This window comes from Xanthobacter sp. NM-25 (genome assembly GCF_022138605.1).
In the GTDB taxonomy this organism is placed as follows: Bacteria; Pseudomonadota; Alphaproteobacteria; order Rhizobiales; family Xanthobacteraceae; genus Xanthobacter.
Map to the genome: position 1 here is coordinate 1 of NZ_JACBFS010000002.1, position 18,337 is coordinate 18,337.

An 18,337-nucleotide genomic window follows, 5' to 3' on the forward strand; every position below is an offset into this window, starting at 1 on the left:
ATCGCCGTGACCTTGCCGCCGTCGACCGCGACTTCGGCCACCTGTTCTCTTCCTGGTTCAACCGGGGCTTTCTCGTGCTGCGCCGCATCGACTGGTCCACCCCCGCCAACGTGCTGGAAAAGATCATCCGCTACGAGGCGGTGCACGAAATCCGCGACTGGGATGACCTGCGCGCCCGGGTCGACAGCCCGGACCGCCATTGCTACGCCTTCTTCCACCCGGCCCTGGTGGACGAGCCGCTGATCTTCGTGGAAGTGGCCCTGGTGAAGGACAGCCCCGACGCCATCGCCCCCATTCTCGACCAGAAACGCGCGGTGCTCGATCCGGCAAAAGCCACCACCGCGGTGTTCTATTCCATCTCCAACTGCCAGCGAGGGCTGGCCGGCGTCTCCTTCGGCAACTTCCTGATCAAGCAGGTGGTGGAGGAGATCTCCCGCGAGATGCCCTGGCTCACCACCTTCGTCACCCTCTCCCCGGCCCCGGGCTTCCGCGCCTGGCTGGAGACGGAACGGCGGGCGCCCAATGTGCTCTCCCCCGCTGATGTGGACGCTCTGAAGGGGCTCGACGCGCCCGACTGGGCCAAGAACGAGGAGGCCCGCGCCACCCTGGCGCCGGTGCTGAGCGCGGCGGCGGCGGCCTATTACCTCACCGCCAAGACCCCCAAGGGCAAGCCGCTGGATCCGGTGGCGCGCTTTCATCTCGGCAACGGGGCGCGGCTGGAGCGCATCAATCCCATGGGCGATCTCTCCCCCAAGGGCCTCAGCCAGGCCGCCGGGCTGATGGTGAACTATCGCTACGTGCTGGCCGATATCGAGAAGAACCACGAGGCCTTCGCCGCCAAGGGCGACGTGGTCGCCAGCGCCCCCGTCAAGAAGCTCCTGCGCCAAGACATCCTGCGTCAAGACATCCTGCGCCAAGAGGGGGCCCCGCGCGCCCTCGTCACCAGCGCCGACACGGCGGACGACGGCCTCACCGCTCGACGGGAATGACGTCGACGCCAACCGCGAGGATATGCTCGCCCGAAGCGATGATGACCCCATCCACCGGGGCCACGTCGGCATAATCGCGGCCCACCGCGAGGATGATGTGGTCGTCGCCGGCGGGAATGGCATTGGTGGGATCAAGGCCGATCCAGCCCACCTCCCGGCCGCACCACAGCTCCACCCAAGCATGGGTGGCGTCGGCCCCCTCCAGGCGCTGCTGGCCTTCCGGCGGCACCGTGCGCAGATAACCGGAGACGTAGCGGGCCGGCAGGCCGAGGCCGCGCAAACCGCAGATCATCACCTGCGCGAAATCCTGACATACCCCGCGCCGCGCCGCGAACGCCTCGTGTGGCGGCGTCGTCACCAGGGTGGAACCGGGCTCGTAGACGAAATCATCCTTGATGCGATGCATCAGCTCCAGGCCCGCCTCCAGGATCGGCCGATCGGCGGGAAAGCTCGTCTGAGTCCATTCGGTGATGGCCGCATCGAGGGGAATCGCCCGGCTGGGAAACAGCCCGTGCACCGGCGAGCGCGGCCCCACGTCGAACTCGGTCTGGCCGGCGGCGCGCACCGCATCCACGCTCTCGGTGGCCGCCGGCTCCGGCAGTGGCGTGGCCGTCACCTCCACCCGGCTGCGGGTCGAGATTTCCAGATAATCGTGGGGCTGCTCGAGGGTCAGCCAGGTCAGCCCATTGCCGAAGAAATCGCTTCCATGCTCGATTTCCGCCGCCTCCGGCGATAGATCGAGCATATGGGCGATCACATGCTGGTGGCCGAGCCGATCGACCGGAGTCATGCGCAGCACCTGGCGAGCGACGCGCACCGGCACCGTATAGGAATAGGTGGTGGTCTGGCGGATGTCGTAGAGCATGCCGCCTCACATGGCCAAGGTCATGGTCATCTCGGGCACGTGCCCTTGCAGGAAGTAGTGGGCGGCGACCTCGTCCGAGAGCTGCATCAGAATGTGCTCCATCTCATCGAACCAGGCGGGCTCGAAGCTTTCCGCGGTGGCCGAGGCCAGTTCCGCCTGCATGCGCGCGGCGAGGCGTTCCCAGAGCGGCGGCGGCGCATCGTGATCACGCCCGGGCAGCACCCGCAGATGGGCGGCGATGCGCTCCACCTGGAACGCCACGGAACGCGGATTGTCGGGATCGAGCAGCACCAGATCGAGCACCGGCCCCCGCGCCTCGATCATCACATAGCGGCTGCGATAGGTGATCTGGCTATCGGCCACCTGCAGCAGGGCGCTCAACGAGCCGGGCACCCCGTGTTCGCCGAAGGTGCGCGCAAACCGCAGGGTGCTGATGGCCCGCTCGGTGCGGCGCCCCAGCTCCAGGAAGCGCCAGCCGGTGAGGCGGTTCATGTTCTCGCTGGCAAGGCCGGAGAAGGCGGCGATGATCCGCAGGGCCGCGTCGGCGCGCTCGTGGGCTTCCGCTTCGGAAACGGCGGAAGAGGCCGGCGCCAGCACGCAGGTTTCGAGATCCACCAGCGCCTTCCAGGCATCGGGGGAGAACCGATCCCGGATGACCGAGGCAGCGGCGCGCGCTGCCAGCACCAGCTGCGGCAGGGCCCCGGGCACATCGCGCCGGGTGAGCACCGCCACCGCGTATCGCGCCGGCGTAGCGCGGGCGAGATCCCGCGGCATGGCGCCCCAGGCGCCCAGCAGGCCCAACAGCCGTGACACCAGCGGGCTGGTGCCGCTGTCGCCGGTTTCCGCCAGCCGGCCCACCAGCACCCGGGATAGGCGCAAGGTGGCCTCGGCCCGTTCCACATAACGACCCAGCCAGAACAGGTTGTCCGCCGCCCGGCTGGGCAGCGCGCCCGACGAGCGTCGCACCTTCACATGCTCGGGGCTCGGCAGCAGGGTGGCATCGGACACCTCGCCCCCGGTCATCACCCACACATCGGCGGAGCGATCCCCCTTCTGCAGGGAGATGGCCCGAGCATCGGGCGTGGAGGAGATGCGGCAGAAGCCGCCCGGCATCACCTCCCACCCCTTGTCGGTGGCGGTGAGGAACACCCGCAGCATGAACGGGCGCGGGGTGAGCCGCTCGCCGGTCCACACGGGCGTGGTGGACAGGCGGGCGATGTCCTGGCCCACCAGATCCACACCCCGGCGGGCCAGCAGGGTGGAGAGCCGACGGCGCTCGGCCGGCCCGAGATCGGCGCCGAGCACCGAGCCGCCCCGGGGGAGTTCGGGCACCCGCCGGCCGAACGCCGAGCCGATCACCAGCTCATCCAAGTGCTCCATCACCTGGGCGCGCTCGGCATCCTGGCCGCACCACCAGGTGCCCACATGCGGCAGCGCCAGCGGCGCCCCCAGGATGCGGGTGGCGATGCGCGGCAGGAAGGCCAGCAGCGCCGGGGCCTCGACAAGGCCGCTGCCGAGCGCGTTGGCGAGCGCCAGCCCACCCTGCCGCAGGGCCTGCACCAGGCCCGGCACACCAAGCCGCGAACCGGAGTTCAGCTCAAGAGGATCGGCAAAATCGGCATCGAGCCGGCGCAGCAGCACGTCGATGCGCTTCAGCCCCGCCACCGTGCGCACATGTACCGCATCGCCCCGCACGGTGAGGTCTTCGCCCTCCACCAGCAGGAAGCCGAGATAGCGGGCCAGCAGGGCATGCTCGAAATAGGTCTCGTTCATGGGACCGGGGGTGAGCATGCCGATGCGGCCCTCGCCGCTGCGATCCAGCTTCTTGAGCGAGGTGCGCAGCGCCTGGAAGAAGCTCGCCACCCGCTGCATGTGCAGGGCGCGCGACACATCCGGCAGGGCGCGGGTCATGGCCAGCCGGTTCTCCAGCGCGTAGCCGGAACCGGACGGGGCCTGGGTGCGGTCTGCCAGCACCCACCAGCGGCCATCGGGGCCGCGCCCCACATCGGCCGCATAGAGCCGCAGATAGCGCCCGCCCACCGGCTTCACGCCCACCAGCGGCCGCAGGAACTCGGGGCTGCCGGCCACCGCCGCCGCTGGCAGATCGCCGCCGCTGACGAGCCGGGCGGGACCATAGAGATCCTGAAGAACCGTCTCCAAAAGCTCGGCGCGCTGGATCAGTCCGGCGGACAGCACATCCCAATCACGCTGCTCCAGCAGCAGGGGAATATGGCTGAGCGACCAGGGCCGCTCGCCGCCGCCAGCATCGTCATAGACCCGATAGAAAACGCCGGAATCCCGCAGATAGCGGTCGGCGGAGGAAAAACGCCGCCCCAGTTCCTCCGGGCCGAACTCCGCCAGGGTGGCGAGGAAGCTTACCCAATGGGGCCGTGGACGCCCCTCGGCGTCCATCATCTCGTCGCGCACACCGGGCAAGGTCCGATAGCCGCCGAGCAAGCTCTCGGCCGCAGCTCGTTCAAATGCTTCGCTGCGCTGTTCCGCCCCGGACACGAATAACCCTTTCAGCCCCGCCATCCACCGACCGGGCCCGTGATTATGGCAGACACACCCCTGGGTGCACCACCCGCCAACGGCCGCCATCCCCGGCTGGGTGCTGCCAGATCGGATTGAAAATGCCCCCTTGGCGGCGCAAAGCCCCCGCGCGCGCCGTCCCGCCCCCGGCGCCCCGGGAGCGAATGCGGAGCGCCGGGTGCGAGCGCCCTGCCCTGCCGCAGCAGGACAGTCCTGATCAGACGCCGATGGGTCGGCGCAGATCGAGGGTGGTGGGGAACTCGTCCGGCGCCGTTTCCGCCGGCACGTGGGTCACCCCCGGCGTATGGCCGTAATCCTGGAAGCGGGCGAGGCGGCGGGCCTCCGCTTCATAGGAATTGACCGGGAAGGTGTCATAGTTCCGGCCACCGGGATGGGACACATAATAGACGCAGCCGCCACGGGACCGCTGGCTCCAGGTGTCGACAATGTCGAACGTCAGCGGCGTGTGCACAGGAATGGTGGGATGCAGGCCCGACCAGGGCTGCCACGCCTTGTAGCGCACGCCGGCGACGAAGGTGCCATTGCGGCCGGTGGGCGCCAGCGGAATGCGGCGGCCGTTGCAGGTGAGCACGTGGCGGGCGGGATTGAAGCCCTCCACCTTCACCTGCAGACGCTCCACCGAGGAGTCCACATAGCGCGCGGTACCGCCGACGACCCCCTCCTCGCCGAGCACGTTCCAGCACTCCAGCGCCTGGCGCACCTCCAGATCCACGCCCGCCCGCTGCACCTTGCCATAGGCCGGGAAGCGGAACTCGTACTGTGCCTTGAACCACTCGGGATCGAAGACGTAGCCGGCGTCGCCCAGATCATCGAGCACGTCGAGGAAGTCGGCCCACACATAATGGGGCATCATGAAGCGGTCGTTGAGGATAGTGCCCCAGCGCGCGCAATCGCCCGACACGGGCGCCCGCCACAGCCGGGCGATGAGCGCCCGCAGCAGCAGTTGCTGGGCGAGGCTCATGCGCCAGTCCGGCGGCATCTCGAAGCAGCGGAACTCCACCAGGCCCAGCCGGCCGGTAGGGCCATCCGGCGAATAGAGCTTGTCGATGGAGATCTCTGTGCGGTGGGTGTTGCCGGTCACATCCACCAACAGGTTGCGCAGCAAGCGGTCCACCAGCCACGGCGGCGGCGGCAGCTCGCCCCCCGGCGCCGGGATCTTGGAGAGGGCGATCTCCAGTTCATACAGGCTATCGTGGCGCGCCTCGTCGATGCGCGGATGCTGCGAGGTCGGGCCGATGAACAGGCCGGAGAACATGTAGGACAGCGAGGGGTGGCGCTGCCAATAGAGCAGCAGGCTCTTCAGCAGGTCCGGCCGGCGCAGGAACGGGCTGTCGGCGGGGGTGGATCCGCCCACCACCACGTGGTTACCACCGCCCGTGCCGGTGTGGCGGCCATCCACCATGAACTTCTCGGTGCCCAGGCGGGCCAGCCGCGCCTCCTCATAGAGGATGCGGGTGATGTTGACGCAGCCTTCCCAGCTGTTGGAGGGGTGAACGTTCACCTCCAGCACGCCCGGATCGGGCGCCAGCCGGATCAGGTTCAGCCGATAATCGAACGGCGGCGGATAACCCTCGAGGTGCAGCGGCATCTCGAGCTCGATGGCCACCTGCTCGACGGCGGCGATGAGATCCACATAGTCTTCCAGCACTTCCACCGGTGGCAGGAACACGCACAGGCGGCCGCCGCGGGGTTCCACGCACAAAGCGGTGCGGGTATCGGCGGTGCCGATCTGCTGGTCATGCTTGAGCAGATATTCGCGCACCAGGGTCTGCGCCCGCTCGCCCACCCCATAGGCCTCGGTGCGTGGGGCCACACTGTAGCGCTCGCGACCGTCAACGCCGGTGCCGCGATAGCGGGCCGCCAGCGTCTCCGCATCCGGCAGCGGGCCGCGCGGCTCGAACGGGTCCGTCGGCACCATGTGCGGATAGCGCGTGGGGGCGAGATACTGCAGCGATTCCAAGGGCAGGCGATAACCCATCGGGCTTTCGCCGGGAATCAGGAACAGGTAGTCGCGGCGGAACGTCCAGGCCTCCGAGCACCAGCGCGAGCCCTCCGGCGCCCACACCCGCCGCAGCGGCAGCACCGCGCCCGTGGGGGTGCCGAGGCCCTGGTTGAAGGTGCGCGCCAACATGCGGCGGTGCACCTCATCGGCCAGGCGCTCGTCGCCCGGCGCGAGGTTCTCGGGAAGGCTCTGCTCCTTCCACATATAATAGATATTGTCCTCGAACGCCGGCTGCACGAACTGGGCGCCGACGCCCAGCTTCTCTGCCACGGCCTTGCAGAAGTGCTCGGCATCGGCGGCGGTGGCGCCGTAATCCTTGGTCTCATCGGCGATCAGGTCCAGTCGCCGCCACATGGGCTGGCCGTCCTTGCGCCAGAACAGGTCGAACGACCAGCGCGGCAGGGTTTCGCCGGGATACCACTTGCCCTGGCCGTAGTGCAGCACGCCATCGGTGGAGAAGCGCTCGCGCAGGCGGCGGATCAGATCGTCGGCGCGCACCCGCTTCTGCGGACCGAGCGCCTCGGTATTCCATTCCGGCGCCTGGTAGTCGTCGATGGAGACGAAGGTGGGCTCGCCGCCCATGGTCAGGCGCACGTCACCAGCGGCGAGGTCCTGGTCGACCTTCTGGCCGAGGGCGTCGAGGGCGGCCCAGGTCTCGTCCGAGAAGGGGTAGGTGACGCGGGGCGCCTCGGCGACGCGGGCGACCGCCATCTCGAAGCCGAACTCCACCTCGGCCTTCTCGTTGAGATAGCCGGTGATGGGCGCCGCGGACCGATAATGGGGGGTCGCCGCCAGCGGAATGTGGCCCTCCCCGCACAGCAGGCCGGAGGTGGGATCAAGGCCGATCCAACCGGCGCCGGGGACGTAAACCTCGCACCAGGCATGGAGATCGCAGAAATCCACGTCGGTGCCGGAGGGGCCGTCGAGGGACTTCACGTCGGGTTTCAGCTGGATCAGGTAGCCGGAAACGAACCGGGCGGCGAGGCCCAGGTGGCGCAGGATCTGCACCAGAAGCCAGCCGGTGTCGCGGCAGGAGCCGAGCTTCTTGGAGAGGGTCTCGTCGGGGGTCTGCACCCCCGGCTCCATGCGGATCACATAGCCGATCTCGCCCTGGAGGCGCTGGTTGAGCTCGACGAGGAAGTCGACGATGCGCCGCTTCTCCGTCGGAATGGAGGCGACGAAGGCGTCGAACAGGGCGCCCTCGGTCTCAAGCTCCAGATAAGGCGCGAGCTCGGCCTTCAGCTCAGGAGCGTAGGTGAAGGGGAAGTGCTCGGCATATTCCTCGACGAAGAAGTCGAACGGATTGATGACGTCGAGCTTGGCGAGCAGGTCCACCTCGACTTTGAACTCGGTGACCCGCTCGGGGAACACGATGCGGGCGAGCCAGTTGCCGAACGGGTCCTGCTGCCAGTTGATGAAATGTTCGGCTGGCGAAATCTTGAGCGCATAGGCCGGAATCTCCGTCCGGCTGTGCGGCGCCGGGCGCAGGCGGATGGTCTGCGCGCCGAGCGACACCGGCCGCTCGTAAGTATAGCGCGTGACGTGATGCAGGCTCGCGAGGATCGACATTCAAAGACACCTGGTCCGGCGGGCATCAAGCCCTTGGGTGAACGGAACAAGGTTAGACAAGGCTGTGCCGGGGCGAAAGCGCGACTTTATGGCGGCATCTGCCATAAAAACAGGCAGATGCCGATGAGGCGCGCAACTCCCGAGATCCATTCTCAGGCAGATGCGGGTTCCGCGGGCGGCGGCTCTTGTGGCGGCTGCTGCGGCGCCACCTTCTTTTTCTTGCCCCGTTCCTCGAACCGCTGCAGCACCGTGAAGAAGGACGGCACGAACAACACCGCAAGGCAGGTGGACGCCAGCATGCCCGAGACCACGGCGATGCCGATGGACTTGCGCGAGTTGGCGCCGGCGCCGGTGGCGAACACCAGCGGCAGCACGCCCAGGATGAAGGCGAAGGAGGTCATCAGGATGGGGCGGAACCGGAGCCGCGCCGCCTCCACCGCGGCATCCATGATCTCCATGCCCTCCGCCCGTTTTTCGCGGGCGTATTCGACGATCAGGATGGCGTTCTTGGCCGCGAGCGCGATCAGAAGCACCAGGCCGATCTGGGTATAGAGATTGTTGGAGACCCCGAGCCCCAGCAGCGCCCCCACGGTGCCGAGCAGCGCCAGCGGCACCGCCAGGATCACCGACATGGGCTGGATCCAGCTTTCGTACTGGCCGGCGAGCACGAAATAGACCAGCAGGATGGCGAGCCCGAACACGTAATAGATCTGGTTGCCCACCGCCGCTTCCTGGAACGACATGGCGGTCCATTCAAAGCCGGTGCCCGGCGGCAGGGTGGCGGCGGCGATCTGCGCCATCAGATCCATGGCCTGGCCGGAGGAGAAGCCGGCGGCGTTGGAACCGACGATGGTGGCGGTCGGGTAGAGGTTATAGAGCGAGATCAGCGGCGGGCCCTGCATGGTCCGCACCGTCACCATGGAGCCGAGCGGCACCATGTTGCCCTGGGGCGTGCGCACCTTCAGCGCCATGAGGTCGTCCGGGGTCACGCGGCTGCGCGAATCCGCCTGGATATAGACCTGGAAGGTGTTGCCGAACCGGGTGATCTGATTGACGTAGGTGGAGCCGAGATAGGACGAGATGGTCTCGAACACCTGCCCCACGGTCACCCCGAGGGTCTCGGCCATGGTGCGGTTGACCTCCACCTCCAGCTGCGGCGCGCCGATGCGGAAGGAGGTGGCCACGTGCTGCAGGGCCGACTGGGCCTGGGCCTTCTCCACCAGCGAGGTGGTGATCTGCTCCAGGAGCCGATAGTCGAAATTGCCGTTGCGCAGCTGTGGCTGCATGGTGAAGCCGGCAGCGTTGCCGATACCCTGAATGGCCGGCGGCACCAGGATCAGCACCTGCGCTTCCTGCACCGGCGCGACCGCCTTGTTGAGGTTCTCGTAGAGCGACAACAGATCCTCGCCCTTGACCTTGCCGGAATAGCGCTCGTCCCACGGCGTCAGGGTCACGTAGATGACGCCGGCATTGGCGAGGGTGGAGGAATTGTCCATCACCGAGATGCCGGAGATGGCGAGGGCGGTCTGCACCCCCGGCACCTTGCGCACCCGCTCGGACACCTCGTTCATCACCACCTTGGTGCGGTTCATGTTGGCGCCGTCGGGCAGCTGCACCGCCACCAGGAAGTAGCCCTGGTCCTCGATGGGCAGGAACGAGGTAGGCACGCGGGTGATGCCATAGCCGGCGACGCCGATCAGCGCGAAGGCGATCAGCACCATGGCGTGGGAATGGTGCACCATGCGGCCGATGAGGCCGGCATACCAGTGCTCGGCCTTGCCATAGATGGCGTTGAAGCCGCGGAAGATGACGTTGCGCTGCTCCGGCGGCACCGGCTTGCGCAGCCACAGGGCGCACTGGGTGGGCTTCAGCGTGGCGGCGTTGATGGCCGAGATGAAGGCGGTGGCGGCGATGACCAGCGCGAACTGCTTGAACATCTGCCCCGACAGGCCCGGAATGAACGAGGCCGGCAGGAACACGCTCATGAGGACCAGGGTGATGCCCACCACCGGCCCGAACAACTCGTCCATGGCCTTTTCGGCGGCGGGCTGGCCCTCCATGCCCTCTTCGATATGCCGCGCCACGCCTTCAACGATGACGATGGCGTCATCCACCACGATGCCGATGGCCAGAATGATGGCGAACAGGGTCGAGATGTTGATGGTGAAGCCCATGGCGTCCATGGCGGCGAAGGCGCCGATGATGGTCACCGGCACCGTGGTGGCCGGAACCAGCGTCGCCCGCCAGTCCTGAAGGAACATCAGGATCACCACCAGCACCAGCAGCGCCGCCTCATAAAGGGTCTTGTAGACCTCGTTGATGGAGGCGGAGACGAACCACGTGGTGTTGAATGGAATGGAATATTCCAACCCCTCGGGGAAGTTCTTCTTCAGCTCCTCCATCTTCGCGGCAATGCGGTTCGACACATCGAGCGCATTGGCGGCGGGAAGGAGGAAGATGCCAACGCCGGCCGCGGGCTTGCCGTCCTGGGTAAAGTCGCGCGAGTAGCTCTGCGCGCCCAGTTCCACCCGGGCGATGTCGCGGATGCGGACGATGCGACCGCCATCCTGATTGTCCACCTTGACGATGATGTTCTCGTATTCGGCGGCATCGTTGAGCCGGCCCTTCACGTTCACCGTATATTGGAAGGCCGCGCTGGAGGGGGCCGGCGGGATGCCCAGCTGGCCGGGGGTCACCAGCTGGCTCTGCTTCTGGATGGCGTTGCCGACGTCGCTGGGGGTGAGGCCGAACGCCTGCATCTTGGCCGGATCCATCCAGACGCGCAGCGCATAGGTGCCGGTGCCGAAGATGGCGACGTTGCCGACACCCTCCACGCGGGCCAGCTCGTTCTGGATGTTGATGATGCCGTAATTGTTCAGATACAGGCCGTCATACCGGCCATCGGGCGAGGTGAGGGTCACGAACTCCAGGATGGAGGTGCCCTTCTGCAGAATGGTCACGCCCTGGGTCTGCACCGCCGTCGGCAGCGAGGCGAGCGCGATGTTCACCCGGTTCTGCACCAGCACCTGGGCCATGTTCGGATCGGTGCCGATGGCGAAGGTCACCACCAGCGTATAGGTGCCGTCCGAGGCCGCCCAGGACTGCATGTAGATCATGCCCTCGACGCCGTTCACCTGCTGCTCGATGGGCAGCGCCACCGTATCGACGATGGTCTTGGCCGAGGCGCCCGGATAGCTGGTGCTCACCGACACCGTGGGCGGCACGATGTTGGGATATTGCGCCACCGGCAGGCGGATGAGCGACACAAGGCCGATCAGCACGAAGACCAGGGCCAGCACGTTCGAGAGGACCGGCCGCTCGATGAAAAAGCGCGAAATCATGGGCGCTGGTTCCTGGCGTTCGAGGGACGGATCAATTCTTCTGCGGCGCGGGCGGCGCGGTCGCCGGCTTTGAATCGGCCGGCTTAGTGTCCGCTGGCTTGGTGTCCGGCTGCCTGGTGTCCACCGACTTGCCGCCATCCTGAACCGGCGTCGGCTGCAGCGGCGCGGCGATCTTGCCGGCCTCCACCGTCACCTTGGAACCGGGCACCGCGCGCTGGATGCCATTGACGATGACCCGATCCCCCGCCGACAGGCCGCCCTCGATGGCCCGCAGGCCATCAGGCTGCAGCTGGCCGAGGGTGACCTGGCGCTGCGCCACCTCGTCCTTGTCGTTCACCACCAGCACATAAGAACCGAGCTGGTTCTCGCTGATGATGGAATCGGGCACCAGGATGGTGGGCAACGCCTTACCCAGCGGCAGCCGCACCCGCGCGAACAGGCCGGGCAGCAGCGCCACATTGGCATTCTCGAAGATGCCGCGCACGGTGAGGGTGCCGAGGTTGGGATCCACCTGGGGGGCGATGTAGTCGAGCTTGCCCACGTGGGGGAAGCCGGTTTCCGTCTGCAGGCCGATCTCCACCGGAATGGCGCCGGGATTCTCCCGCAGGGTCATCATCTGATGGCCGGCCTTGGCCATGCCTTCCTTGATGTTGAGCACCTGCTGCTCGCTCAGGGAGAACCACACATAGATGGGGTTCACCTCGACGATGGTGGCGAGCTTGGTGGGCCCGGAATAGCCCACCAGAGCGCCCACATCCTGCAAGTGGGCGGTCACCACGCCGGCGAACGGCGCGCGCACCTCGGTATAGCCGAGGTTGATCTGCGCCAGATCCAGCGAGGCCTGGGCGTTCTCCACATCGGCCACCGCCGCATCGCGCTTGGCGCGGGCCTGATCGAGCACGGCCTGGGAGGCAAAGTCCTGCTTGGCCAGCTGGTTCTGGCGGTTGAATTCCGCCTCGGCCTGCACCTGGGACGCCTGCTTGGCGGCGAGGGTCGCCTTCGCCTGCTCCACATTGGCCTTGTAGACATCCTGCTCGATCACGAAGAGGAGATCCCCCTTCTTCACCAGCTGGCCGTCCGCATAATTGATGGAGGTGAGGAAGCCCTGCACGCGGGCGTTCAGATCCACCGAATTGATGGAGGCGGTGTTACCCGTCAATTCCAGGTAGCGAGTCACCGGCTGATCGCTCACGGTGGCCACCGTCACGGTGGGCGGGGGCGGCGGCACATAGGTATTTTTTTCCTCGCACGCGGCGAGGACGAGACCGGCGGACATCAGGGCGACCCAGCGGGCGGCAACGCCCGCTCGCGTGGCGCGCGACCCGAGATTCTCATTCTCCTGTCGGCGACCCGCCCGCAACTCCCAACGGCCCATGCTTATTCCCCCGGCATCCGCAGCCGGGCGGATACTAAGGGCCCCCCGCGAGAGTGTCCATGCACCGCTTCCGCGCGCGCGCGGAAGCGCGGACGGTGCTGCAAAATTGCCATGCTGGCGCACCAGCGCCGGTGCCGACGTTGCGGCAGGGCGCGCCGCCTCACATTGACAATGGGCGGGGCCGTTCATAAGTGTCCGCGTGGTGTGCTGTCCGTCGTCGGTACCGCCCTATCTCGACGCGCGCGCGGGGGACAAGGCGGAACGGCGTAGGTCCGGCGCGGGGAGAGCCTCTCCGCCGCCAGACTGGTTCGGACTTGCTGACGCCGCATTAGGGGTGTCGAAAGGCGCGCCATTTCCCGGAGGGTCCGGCGGCCCGTCTCCGCCCTCCTCGCGACCCGACGGATCGGAACAGAGAATAACCCATGTTAGGTGGACTTGCCCGCAAGCTCTTCGGCTCCGCAAACGATCGCCGGGTGAAGGGGTACCGCCCCCGCGTCCAGGCCATCAATGCCCTGGAAAAGGAGCTGGAGGGGCTCTCCGATGACGCGCTGCGCGCGCGCACCGAGGAGTTCCGCCGCCAGCTGGCGGATGGCAAGAGCCTCGACGACCTCCTGGTGCCCGCCTTCGCCACCGTGCGCGAGGGCGCCAAGCGGGCGCTCGGCATGCGCCCGTTCGATGTGCAGCTCATCGGCGGCATGGTGATGCACGAAGGCGGCATCGCCGAGATGAAGACCGGCGAAGGCAAGACCCTGGTGGCTACCCTGCCCGTCTATCTCAACGCGCTCGCCGGCAAGGGCGTGCACGTGGTGACGGTGAATGACTACCTGGCCAAGCGCGACGCCGAGTGGATGGCCAAGCTTTACGGCTTCCTCGGCCTGTCCACCGGCATTATCGTGCACGGGCTCGATGACGAGCAGCGCGCCGCCGCCTACGCCTGCGACATCACCTATGCCACCAACAACGAGCTGGGCTTCGACTATCTGCGCGACAATATGAAGTATGAGCGCAGCCAGATGGTGCAGCGCCCGCATTTTTTCGCCATCGTCGACGAGGTGGACTCCATCCTCATCGACGAGGCCCGCACCCCGCTCATCATCTCCGGCCCGCTCGACGACCGCTCGGATTTCTACAACACCATCGACACCTACATCCCGCGCCTGGACAAGGCCGACTATGAGGTGGACGAGAAGCAGCGTTCCGTCACCATGACCGAAGCCGGCATGGAGAAGATGGAGCAGATGCTGACCGAGGCCGGGCTCCTGAAGTCCCACAGCCTCTACGACATCGAGAACGTCTCGGTGGTCCATCACGTGAACCAGGCCCTGCGCGCCCACACCCTGTTCCAGCGCGACAAGGACTATATCGTCCGCAACGACGAGGTGGTGATCATCGACGAGTTCACCGGCCGCATGATGCCCGGCCGGCGCTATTCCGAAGGCCTGCACCAGGCGCTGGAAGCCAAGGAGCACGTCCAGGTTCAGCCCGAGAACCAGACGCTGGCCTCCATCACCTTCCAGAACTATTTCCGGCTCTATGAGAAGCTGGCCGGCATGACCGGCACCGCCAACACCGAGGCGGCCGAGTTCGCCGACATCTACAAGCTCGAGGTGGTGGAGATTCCCACCAACCTGCCCATCTCCCGGATCGACGATGACGACGAGGTCTATCGGACGGCGATGGAGAAGTACCACGCCATCATCGAGCTGATCAAAGACTGCGCCGCGCGCGGCCAGCCGGTGCTGGTGGGCACCACCTCCATCGAGAAGTCCGAGCTGCTGGCCGACCTGCTCAAGAAGGACGGCTTCAGGCAGAAGGACTATGCCGATCCCGCCGCCCTCACCGAGATCGACACCAGCGGCAAGGTGTTCTCGGTGCTGAACGCCCGCTACCACGAGCAGGAGGCCTATATCGTCTCCCAGGCGGGCGTGCCGGGGGCCATCACCATCGCCACCAACATGGCCGGCCGCGGCACCGACATCAAGCTCGGCGGCTCCGCCGAGATGCGCATCGTCAACGAGCTCAAGGACCTGCCGGAAGGCCCCGAGCGCGTCGCGGCGGAGGAGAAGATCCACGCCGAAGTGGAGGAGCTGAAGCACAAGGCGCTGGAAGCCGGCGGCCTCTACGTGCTCGGCACCGAGCGGCACGAGAGCCGGCGCATCGACAACCAGCTGCGCGGCCGCTCCGGCCGCCAGGGCGACCCCGGCCATTCCAAGTTCTTCCTGTCGCTGGACGACGACCTGATGCGCATCTTCGGGTCCGACCGGCTTGACGGCATGCTGCAGAAGCTCGGCCTCAAGGAAGGCGAGGCCATCATCCACCCCTGGATCAACAAGGCGCTGGAAAAGGCGCAGCAGAAGGTGGAAGCGCGCAATTACGACATGCGCAAGAACGTCCTCAAATATGACGACGTGCTCAACGACCAGCGCAAGGTGGTGTTCGAGCAGCGCCTGGAGCTGATGAACGACGACGACGTGGCCGAGACGGTGGAGGACATGCGCCACGCCGTAATCGCCGACACGGTGGCCAAGTTCATCCCCGAGAACGCCTATCCCGAACAGTGGGACACCGCCGGCCTGCACGCCGCGCTCCTGGAGGTGCTGAACCTCGACCTGCCGGTGGTGGAATGGGCCAAGGAAGAAGGCATCGCCGGTGACGAGGTGGGCGAGCGCATCACCCGCGCCGCCGACGAATGGATGGCCGCCAAGGCCGCCAAATACGGTCCCGAGCTGATGCGCTATGTGGAGAAGTCGATCCTTCTCCAGACCCTCGACCATCTGTGGCGCGAGCATATCGCCATGCTCGATCACCTGCGCCAGGTGGTGGGCCTGCGCGGCTACGCCCAGCGCGACCCGCTCAACGAGTACAAGTCCGAGGCCTTCAACCTCTTCTCCAGCCTGCTGAACCGCCTGCGCGAGGTGGTCACCGCCCAGCTGATGCGGGTGGAGATCGTCACCCAGGCGCCGCCCATGGAGGACCTGCCGGAGATGGAGGCGCACCACGCCGATCCCATCACCGGCGAGGACGAACTGGCGAGCGCCGCCGCCGCTATCGGCAGCCGGCCCGAACCGCTCCTCTCCGGTGACCTGGCGGTGGCCGAGCGCGACCCCAACGATCCCTCCACCTGGGGCAAGGTGGGCCGCAACGAGGTCTGCCCCTGCGGCTCCGGCAAGAAATACAAGCACTGCCACGGCCGCTTCGCCTGACGCTGTGGCGGCGCCGGGTCCAACGGATCACGGCTCGACGCATTCAAGACCTGAGGATCGGGCGCGGCCGCCGGGCGGTTGCGCCCGATCTGCATTGGGGCCGCCGGCCTCAGCGCCGTCCGCCGCGGGCCCGCTCAAGCCTCAGCATCTGCGGGCATAGGTGAACACCAGCCGGTCTTCCACCGGCTGATCTGTGGGCACGCACGCGCGGTAGACCTCGCGCCAGCCGCTGAGGACGATCCGGGTCTGATCGCCGCTGACGGGCCCCTCCACGGCATATTCCGTCACCGCTCCGGGACATTCGGTGGAGAACATGCGGGCGATGCCGCTGTAGGTTCGGCCATGGCGCTTGCCCTTGAACAGCAGTGTGCCGCGCTTCACGCCGATCTCGCGCAAGCCGGGCCGGGGCACCTCATAAACGAAGCTGCGCGCGTCGCCTGCCGCCACCAGCCGCACCAGCGAGCCATTGTGCATCCAGCAGCTGTCCGCCAGCGCCGGTGCCCCGCTCAGCAGCAGCGCCGCCACCATCACCATTCCCCGCCGCATAGCCCCCCTCCCCTGTCGGCCGGCCCGGCCGTCGCCCCTTCGCTCCGTCCAGAGCACGGCGAAAGCGCGCGCCCGTCAAGCCGGATCGCCCGCCCTGCGGCCAAGCTATGCTTCAGCTTCCCTGTTTCACCTTCCGTGCCTCAGCAGAGCCTGCCACCGGGCCAACCGGAAAAGCCCGGCGTGGACGCGCCCCTCCGCCGCGCGAGCGACGCAGACCGCGCCGGCCTCCGCCCCAGCAGAAAAGAGGATTGCAGGTCTCCCCCTCGGCCCTGGCGGCCGCCGGCGCCTGAGGCATCGACGCGGAGCAGGACACGGCGGCGACCGCCCGCGACGCGAGCGCATCAAGAGATGGCGGCACGGCGCATTCCCTGTCCGCCTTGCGGGAGCCACGGAAGCACGAGCAAGAGGTGAGCAAACGGATATGAGCCACGCGCCATGCGCGGGCCAGCGGCGGGCACCGGACGGTCGAGCCGGCCAGCACCCGCGAGGACCCGCACCCTAGCGCGGGGCCACCGCCGGCAGGGGCACGGTGCTGGTGGTCACCGCCCCGTCGGCGGTGGTGGTGGCGACGGGCGGCTGCTGCGCCGCCATCTGCGCCCCGGTGGAAGCGGGGGCCGCCACCGGCTTCTCCGGTCCCCCCACGTCGGCCACCGACTTGTCGTCGACGATGCGCGGCGGGCGGGTGGTTTCGGGAATGGTGCCGGGCGCCTGCGGCGCGAAAGCGGATTCGCTGCCGCCTTCCCGCCGCTTGATCTCGGCCAGGAACACCGGATGCATGCCGCCGTCGGCATTGGTGCGCACGGGGGCGGTGGGCCCGCTGGAGAGCGCGGCGATCTGGGCATCGTCGCTGCGGGTCTTGGCCGCCACCGCCTGCGCCACCGAGGGGTCGACCTGATAGGGCGGGCAAGCGGCCTCGGCATCGAAGCGCGCGCCGGGCACCGCCTGGGCATCGAACACGTAGCGCCGCTCGCACACATTCACCTTCGGCACCTGGCGGCTGACCTCGAAATGGTCGTAGCCCTGCTTGAGGTTGCGCCAGAAAGCCATGTTGGGATTGTTGCGGTGGCGGGCCATATTCTTCGGCGTCATGCGGAACGGATAGGCCTGCACCTGGAAATCCCGCTGGCCGCCGGCAAAGCTCTCCCGCGCCAGGGAAAAGATCTCCGAGATCTGCTCGTCGGTCATGGCGTAGCAGCCGGCCGATGAGCAATCGCCATGCACCATCAGGAAGTCGCCGGTGCGCCCATAGGCCTTGTCGAAGGCATTGGGGAAGCCGAGATTGAACGAGAGATAATAGCTGGAATTGGGGTTCATCTGCCCCGGGCTGATGGCATAGAAGCCTTCCGGCGCCTGCCGGTCGCCGGTGCGCACCTTGGGGCCGAGCTCGCCAGACCAGCGGCAGATGGGATAGGTCTTCAGCAGCGCATAGCGCCCCGAGGAGGTTTCCTTCCACACCTCCAGCTCCGCCTCTTCCTTGAAGATGCGGACCATGATGGGGGTGGCCGGGGTCATGCCCTTCTCGCTGATAAGGGCGACCATCTGCGGCGAGAGCGGCTTGTTGGCCTTGCGCGCCACGGAATCGGTCTGATTGCACGCCGCGAGGGCGAGCGCCGCGGTGGCGGCCAACGCCGCCATGCGGACGCGGGACGAGACTATCGTCAACGGACGGCTCAACGCGGAACTCCTGATACCTGTCCGGGCACGTTAAACCACATCATCCGCCCCTGAATCTTGACGGCGCGTTACCACAATGTGACCGAATTGAGCTGGCCATCCGGCCCACGCGCTTTCGGCGCGGAGCACGGCGGCAGGCGCCCGCATCCAGCGGCGAACAAACGGGGCAATTGCGGCTAAGATGAGATCCACGCACCGGCCGGACGTGGGACCCGCCAGG

Annotated in this window: 9 protein-coding genes; 2 read left to right on the forward strand and 7 right to left on the reverse strand. The window is 67.3% G+C overall.

Annotated features, from left to right (window positions below; translation table 11 throughout):
* Positions 1 to 989, forward strand: a 989-nt coding sequence (locus MEU52_RS05850; protein ID WP_238120881.1) for a malonyl-CoA decarboxylase domain-containing protein, incomplete at its 5' end; no start/stop codon positions are given.
* On the opposite strand, the gene MEU52_RS05855 is transcribed toward MEU52_RS05850, so the two are convergent.
* The 5 genes from MEU52_RS05855 to MEU52_RS05875 all read right to left on the reverse strand — a co-directional run bounded on the left by MEU52_RS05855 (position 970) and on the right by MEU52_RS05875 (position 12,595).
* On the reverse strand, positions 970 to 1,854 hold the full coding sequence (locus tag MEU52_RS05855) for a transglutaminase family protein (protein ID WP_238120880.1): 885 nt from the start codon (positions 1,852 to 1,854) through the stop codon (positions 970 to 972). The two genes, MEU52_RS05850 and MEU52_RS05855, sit on opposite strands and share 20 nt — an antisense overlap.
* A gap of 6 nt (positions 1,855 to 1,860) precedes the next feature.
* Positions 1,861 to 4,389 carry a circularly permuted type 2 ATP-grasp protein gene (locus MEU52_RS05860; protein WP_238120879.1) on the reverse strand — a complete coding sequence of 843 codons (2,529 nt, stop codon included), beginning with the start codon at positions 4,387 to 4,389 and terminating at the stop codon, positions 1,861 to 1,863.
* Between the two features lie 214 nt (positions 4,390 to 4,603).
* Positions 4,604 to 7,978 (reverse strand): transglutaminase family protein, encoded by a 3,375-nt coding sequence (locus MEU52_RS05865; RefSeq protein WP_238120878.1) that lies wholly within the window; start codon positions 7,976 to 7,978, stop codon positions 4,604 to 4,606.
* Between the two features lie 152 nt (positions 7,979 to 8,130).
* Positions 8,131 to 11,319: an efflux RND transporter permease subunit gene (locus MEU52_RS05870; RefSeq protein WP_238120877.1), complete on the reverse strand. Its 3,189-nt coding sequence runs from the start codon at positions 11,317 to 11,319 to the stop codon at positions 8,131 to 8,133.
* 31 nt (positions 11,320 to 11,350) lie between these two features.
* Entirely contained in the window at positions 11,351 to 12,595 is a 1,245-nt protein-coding gene (locus MEU52_RS05875; RefSeq protein ID WP_238120876.1) for an efflux RND transporter periplasmic adaptor subunit, read from the reverse strand.
* Between the two features lie 521 nt (positions 12,596 to 13,116).
* Here MEU52_RS05875 and secA point away from each other — a divergent pair.
* Positions 13,117 to 15,897, forward strand: coding sequence for a preprotein translocase subunit SecA (secA, locus tag MEU52_RS05880; protein WP_238120875.1), 2,781 nt, complete (start codon positions 13,117 to 13,119; stop codon positions 15,895 to 15,897).
* Positions 15,898 to 16,038: 141 nt separating this feature from the next.
* Here the strand turns inward: secA and MEU52_RS05885 are convergent, their stop codons facing one another.
* Positions 16,039 to 16,443, reverse strand: coding sequence for a hypothetical protein (locus tag MEU52_RS05885; protein ID WP_238120874.1), 405 nt, complete (start codon positions 16,441 to 16,443; stop codon positions 16,039 to 16,041).
* Between the two features lie 498 nt (positions 16,444 to 16,941).
* A complete protein-coding gene (locus tag MEU52_RS05890; RefSeq protein WP_443266069.1) occupies positions 16,942 to 18,117 on the reverse strand; it encodes a L,D-transpeptidase family protein in 1,176 nt (391 codons plus the stop codon).
* Positions 18,118 to 18,337 lie beyond the last annotated feature (220 nt).

Bases quoted from the DNA above. Each gene is read 5' to 3' on its own strand.
- MEU52_RS05855 (WP_238120880.1), bottom strand. From the start codon at position 1,854: ATGCTCTACGACATCCGCCAGACCACCACCTATTCCTATACGGTGCCG.
- MEU52_RS05860 (WP_238120879.1), bottom strand. From the start codon at position 4,389: ATGGCGGGGCTGAAAGGGTTATTCGTGTCCGGGGCGGAACAGCGCAGC.
- MEU52_RS05865 (WP_238120878.1), bottom strand. From the start codon at position 7,978: ATGTCGATCCTCGCGAGCCTGCATCACGTCACGCGCTATACTTACGAG.
- MEU52_RS05870 (WP_238120877.1), bottom strand. From the start codon at position 11,319: ATGATTTCGCGCTTTTTCATCGAGCGGCCGGTCCTCTCGAACGTGCTG.
- MEU52_RS05875 (WP_238120876.1), bottom strand. From the start codon at position 12,595: ATGTCCGCCGGTCTCGTCCTCGCCGCGTGCGAGGAAAAAAATACCTAT.
- secA (WP_238120875.1), top strand. From the start codon at position 13,117: ATGTTAGGTGGACTTGCCCGCAAGCTCTTCGGCTCCGCAAACGATCGC.
- MEU52_RS05885 (WP_238120874.1), bottom strand. From the start codon at position 16,443: ATGCGGCGGGGAATGGTGATGGTGGCGGCGCTGCTGCTGAGCGGGGCA.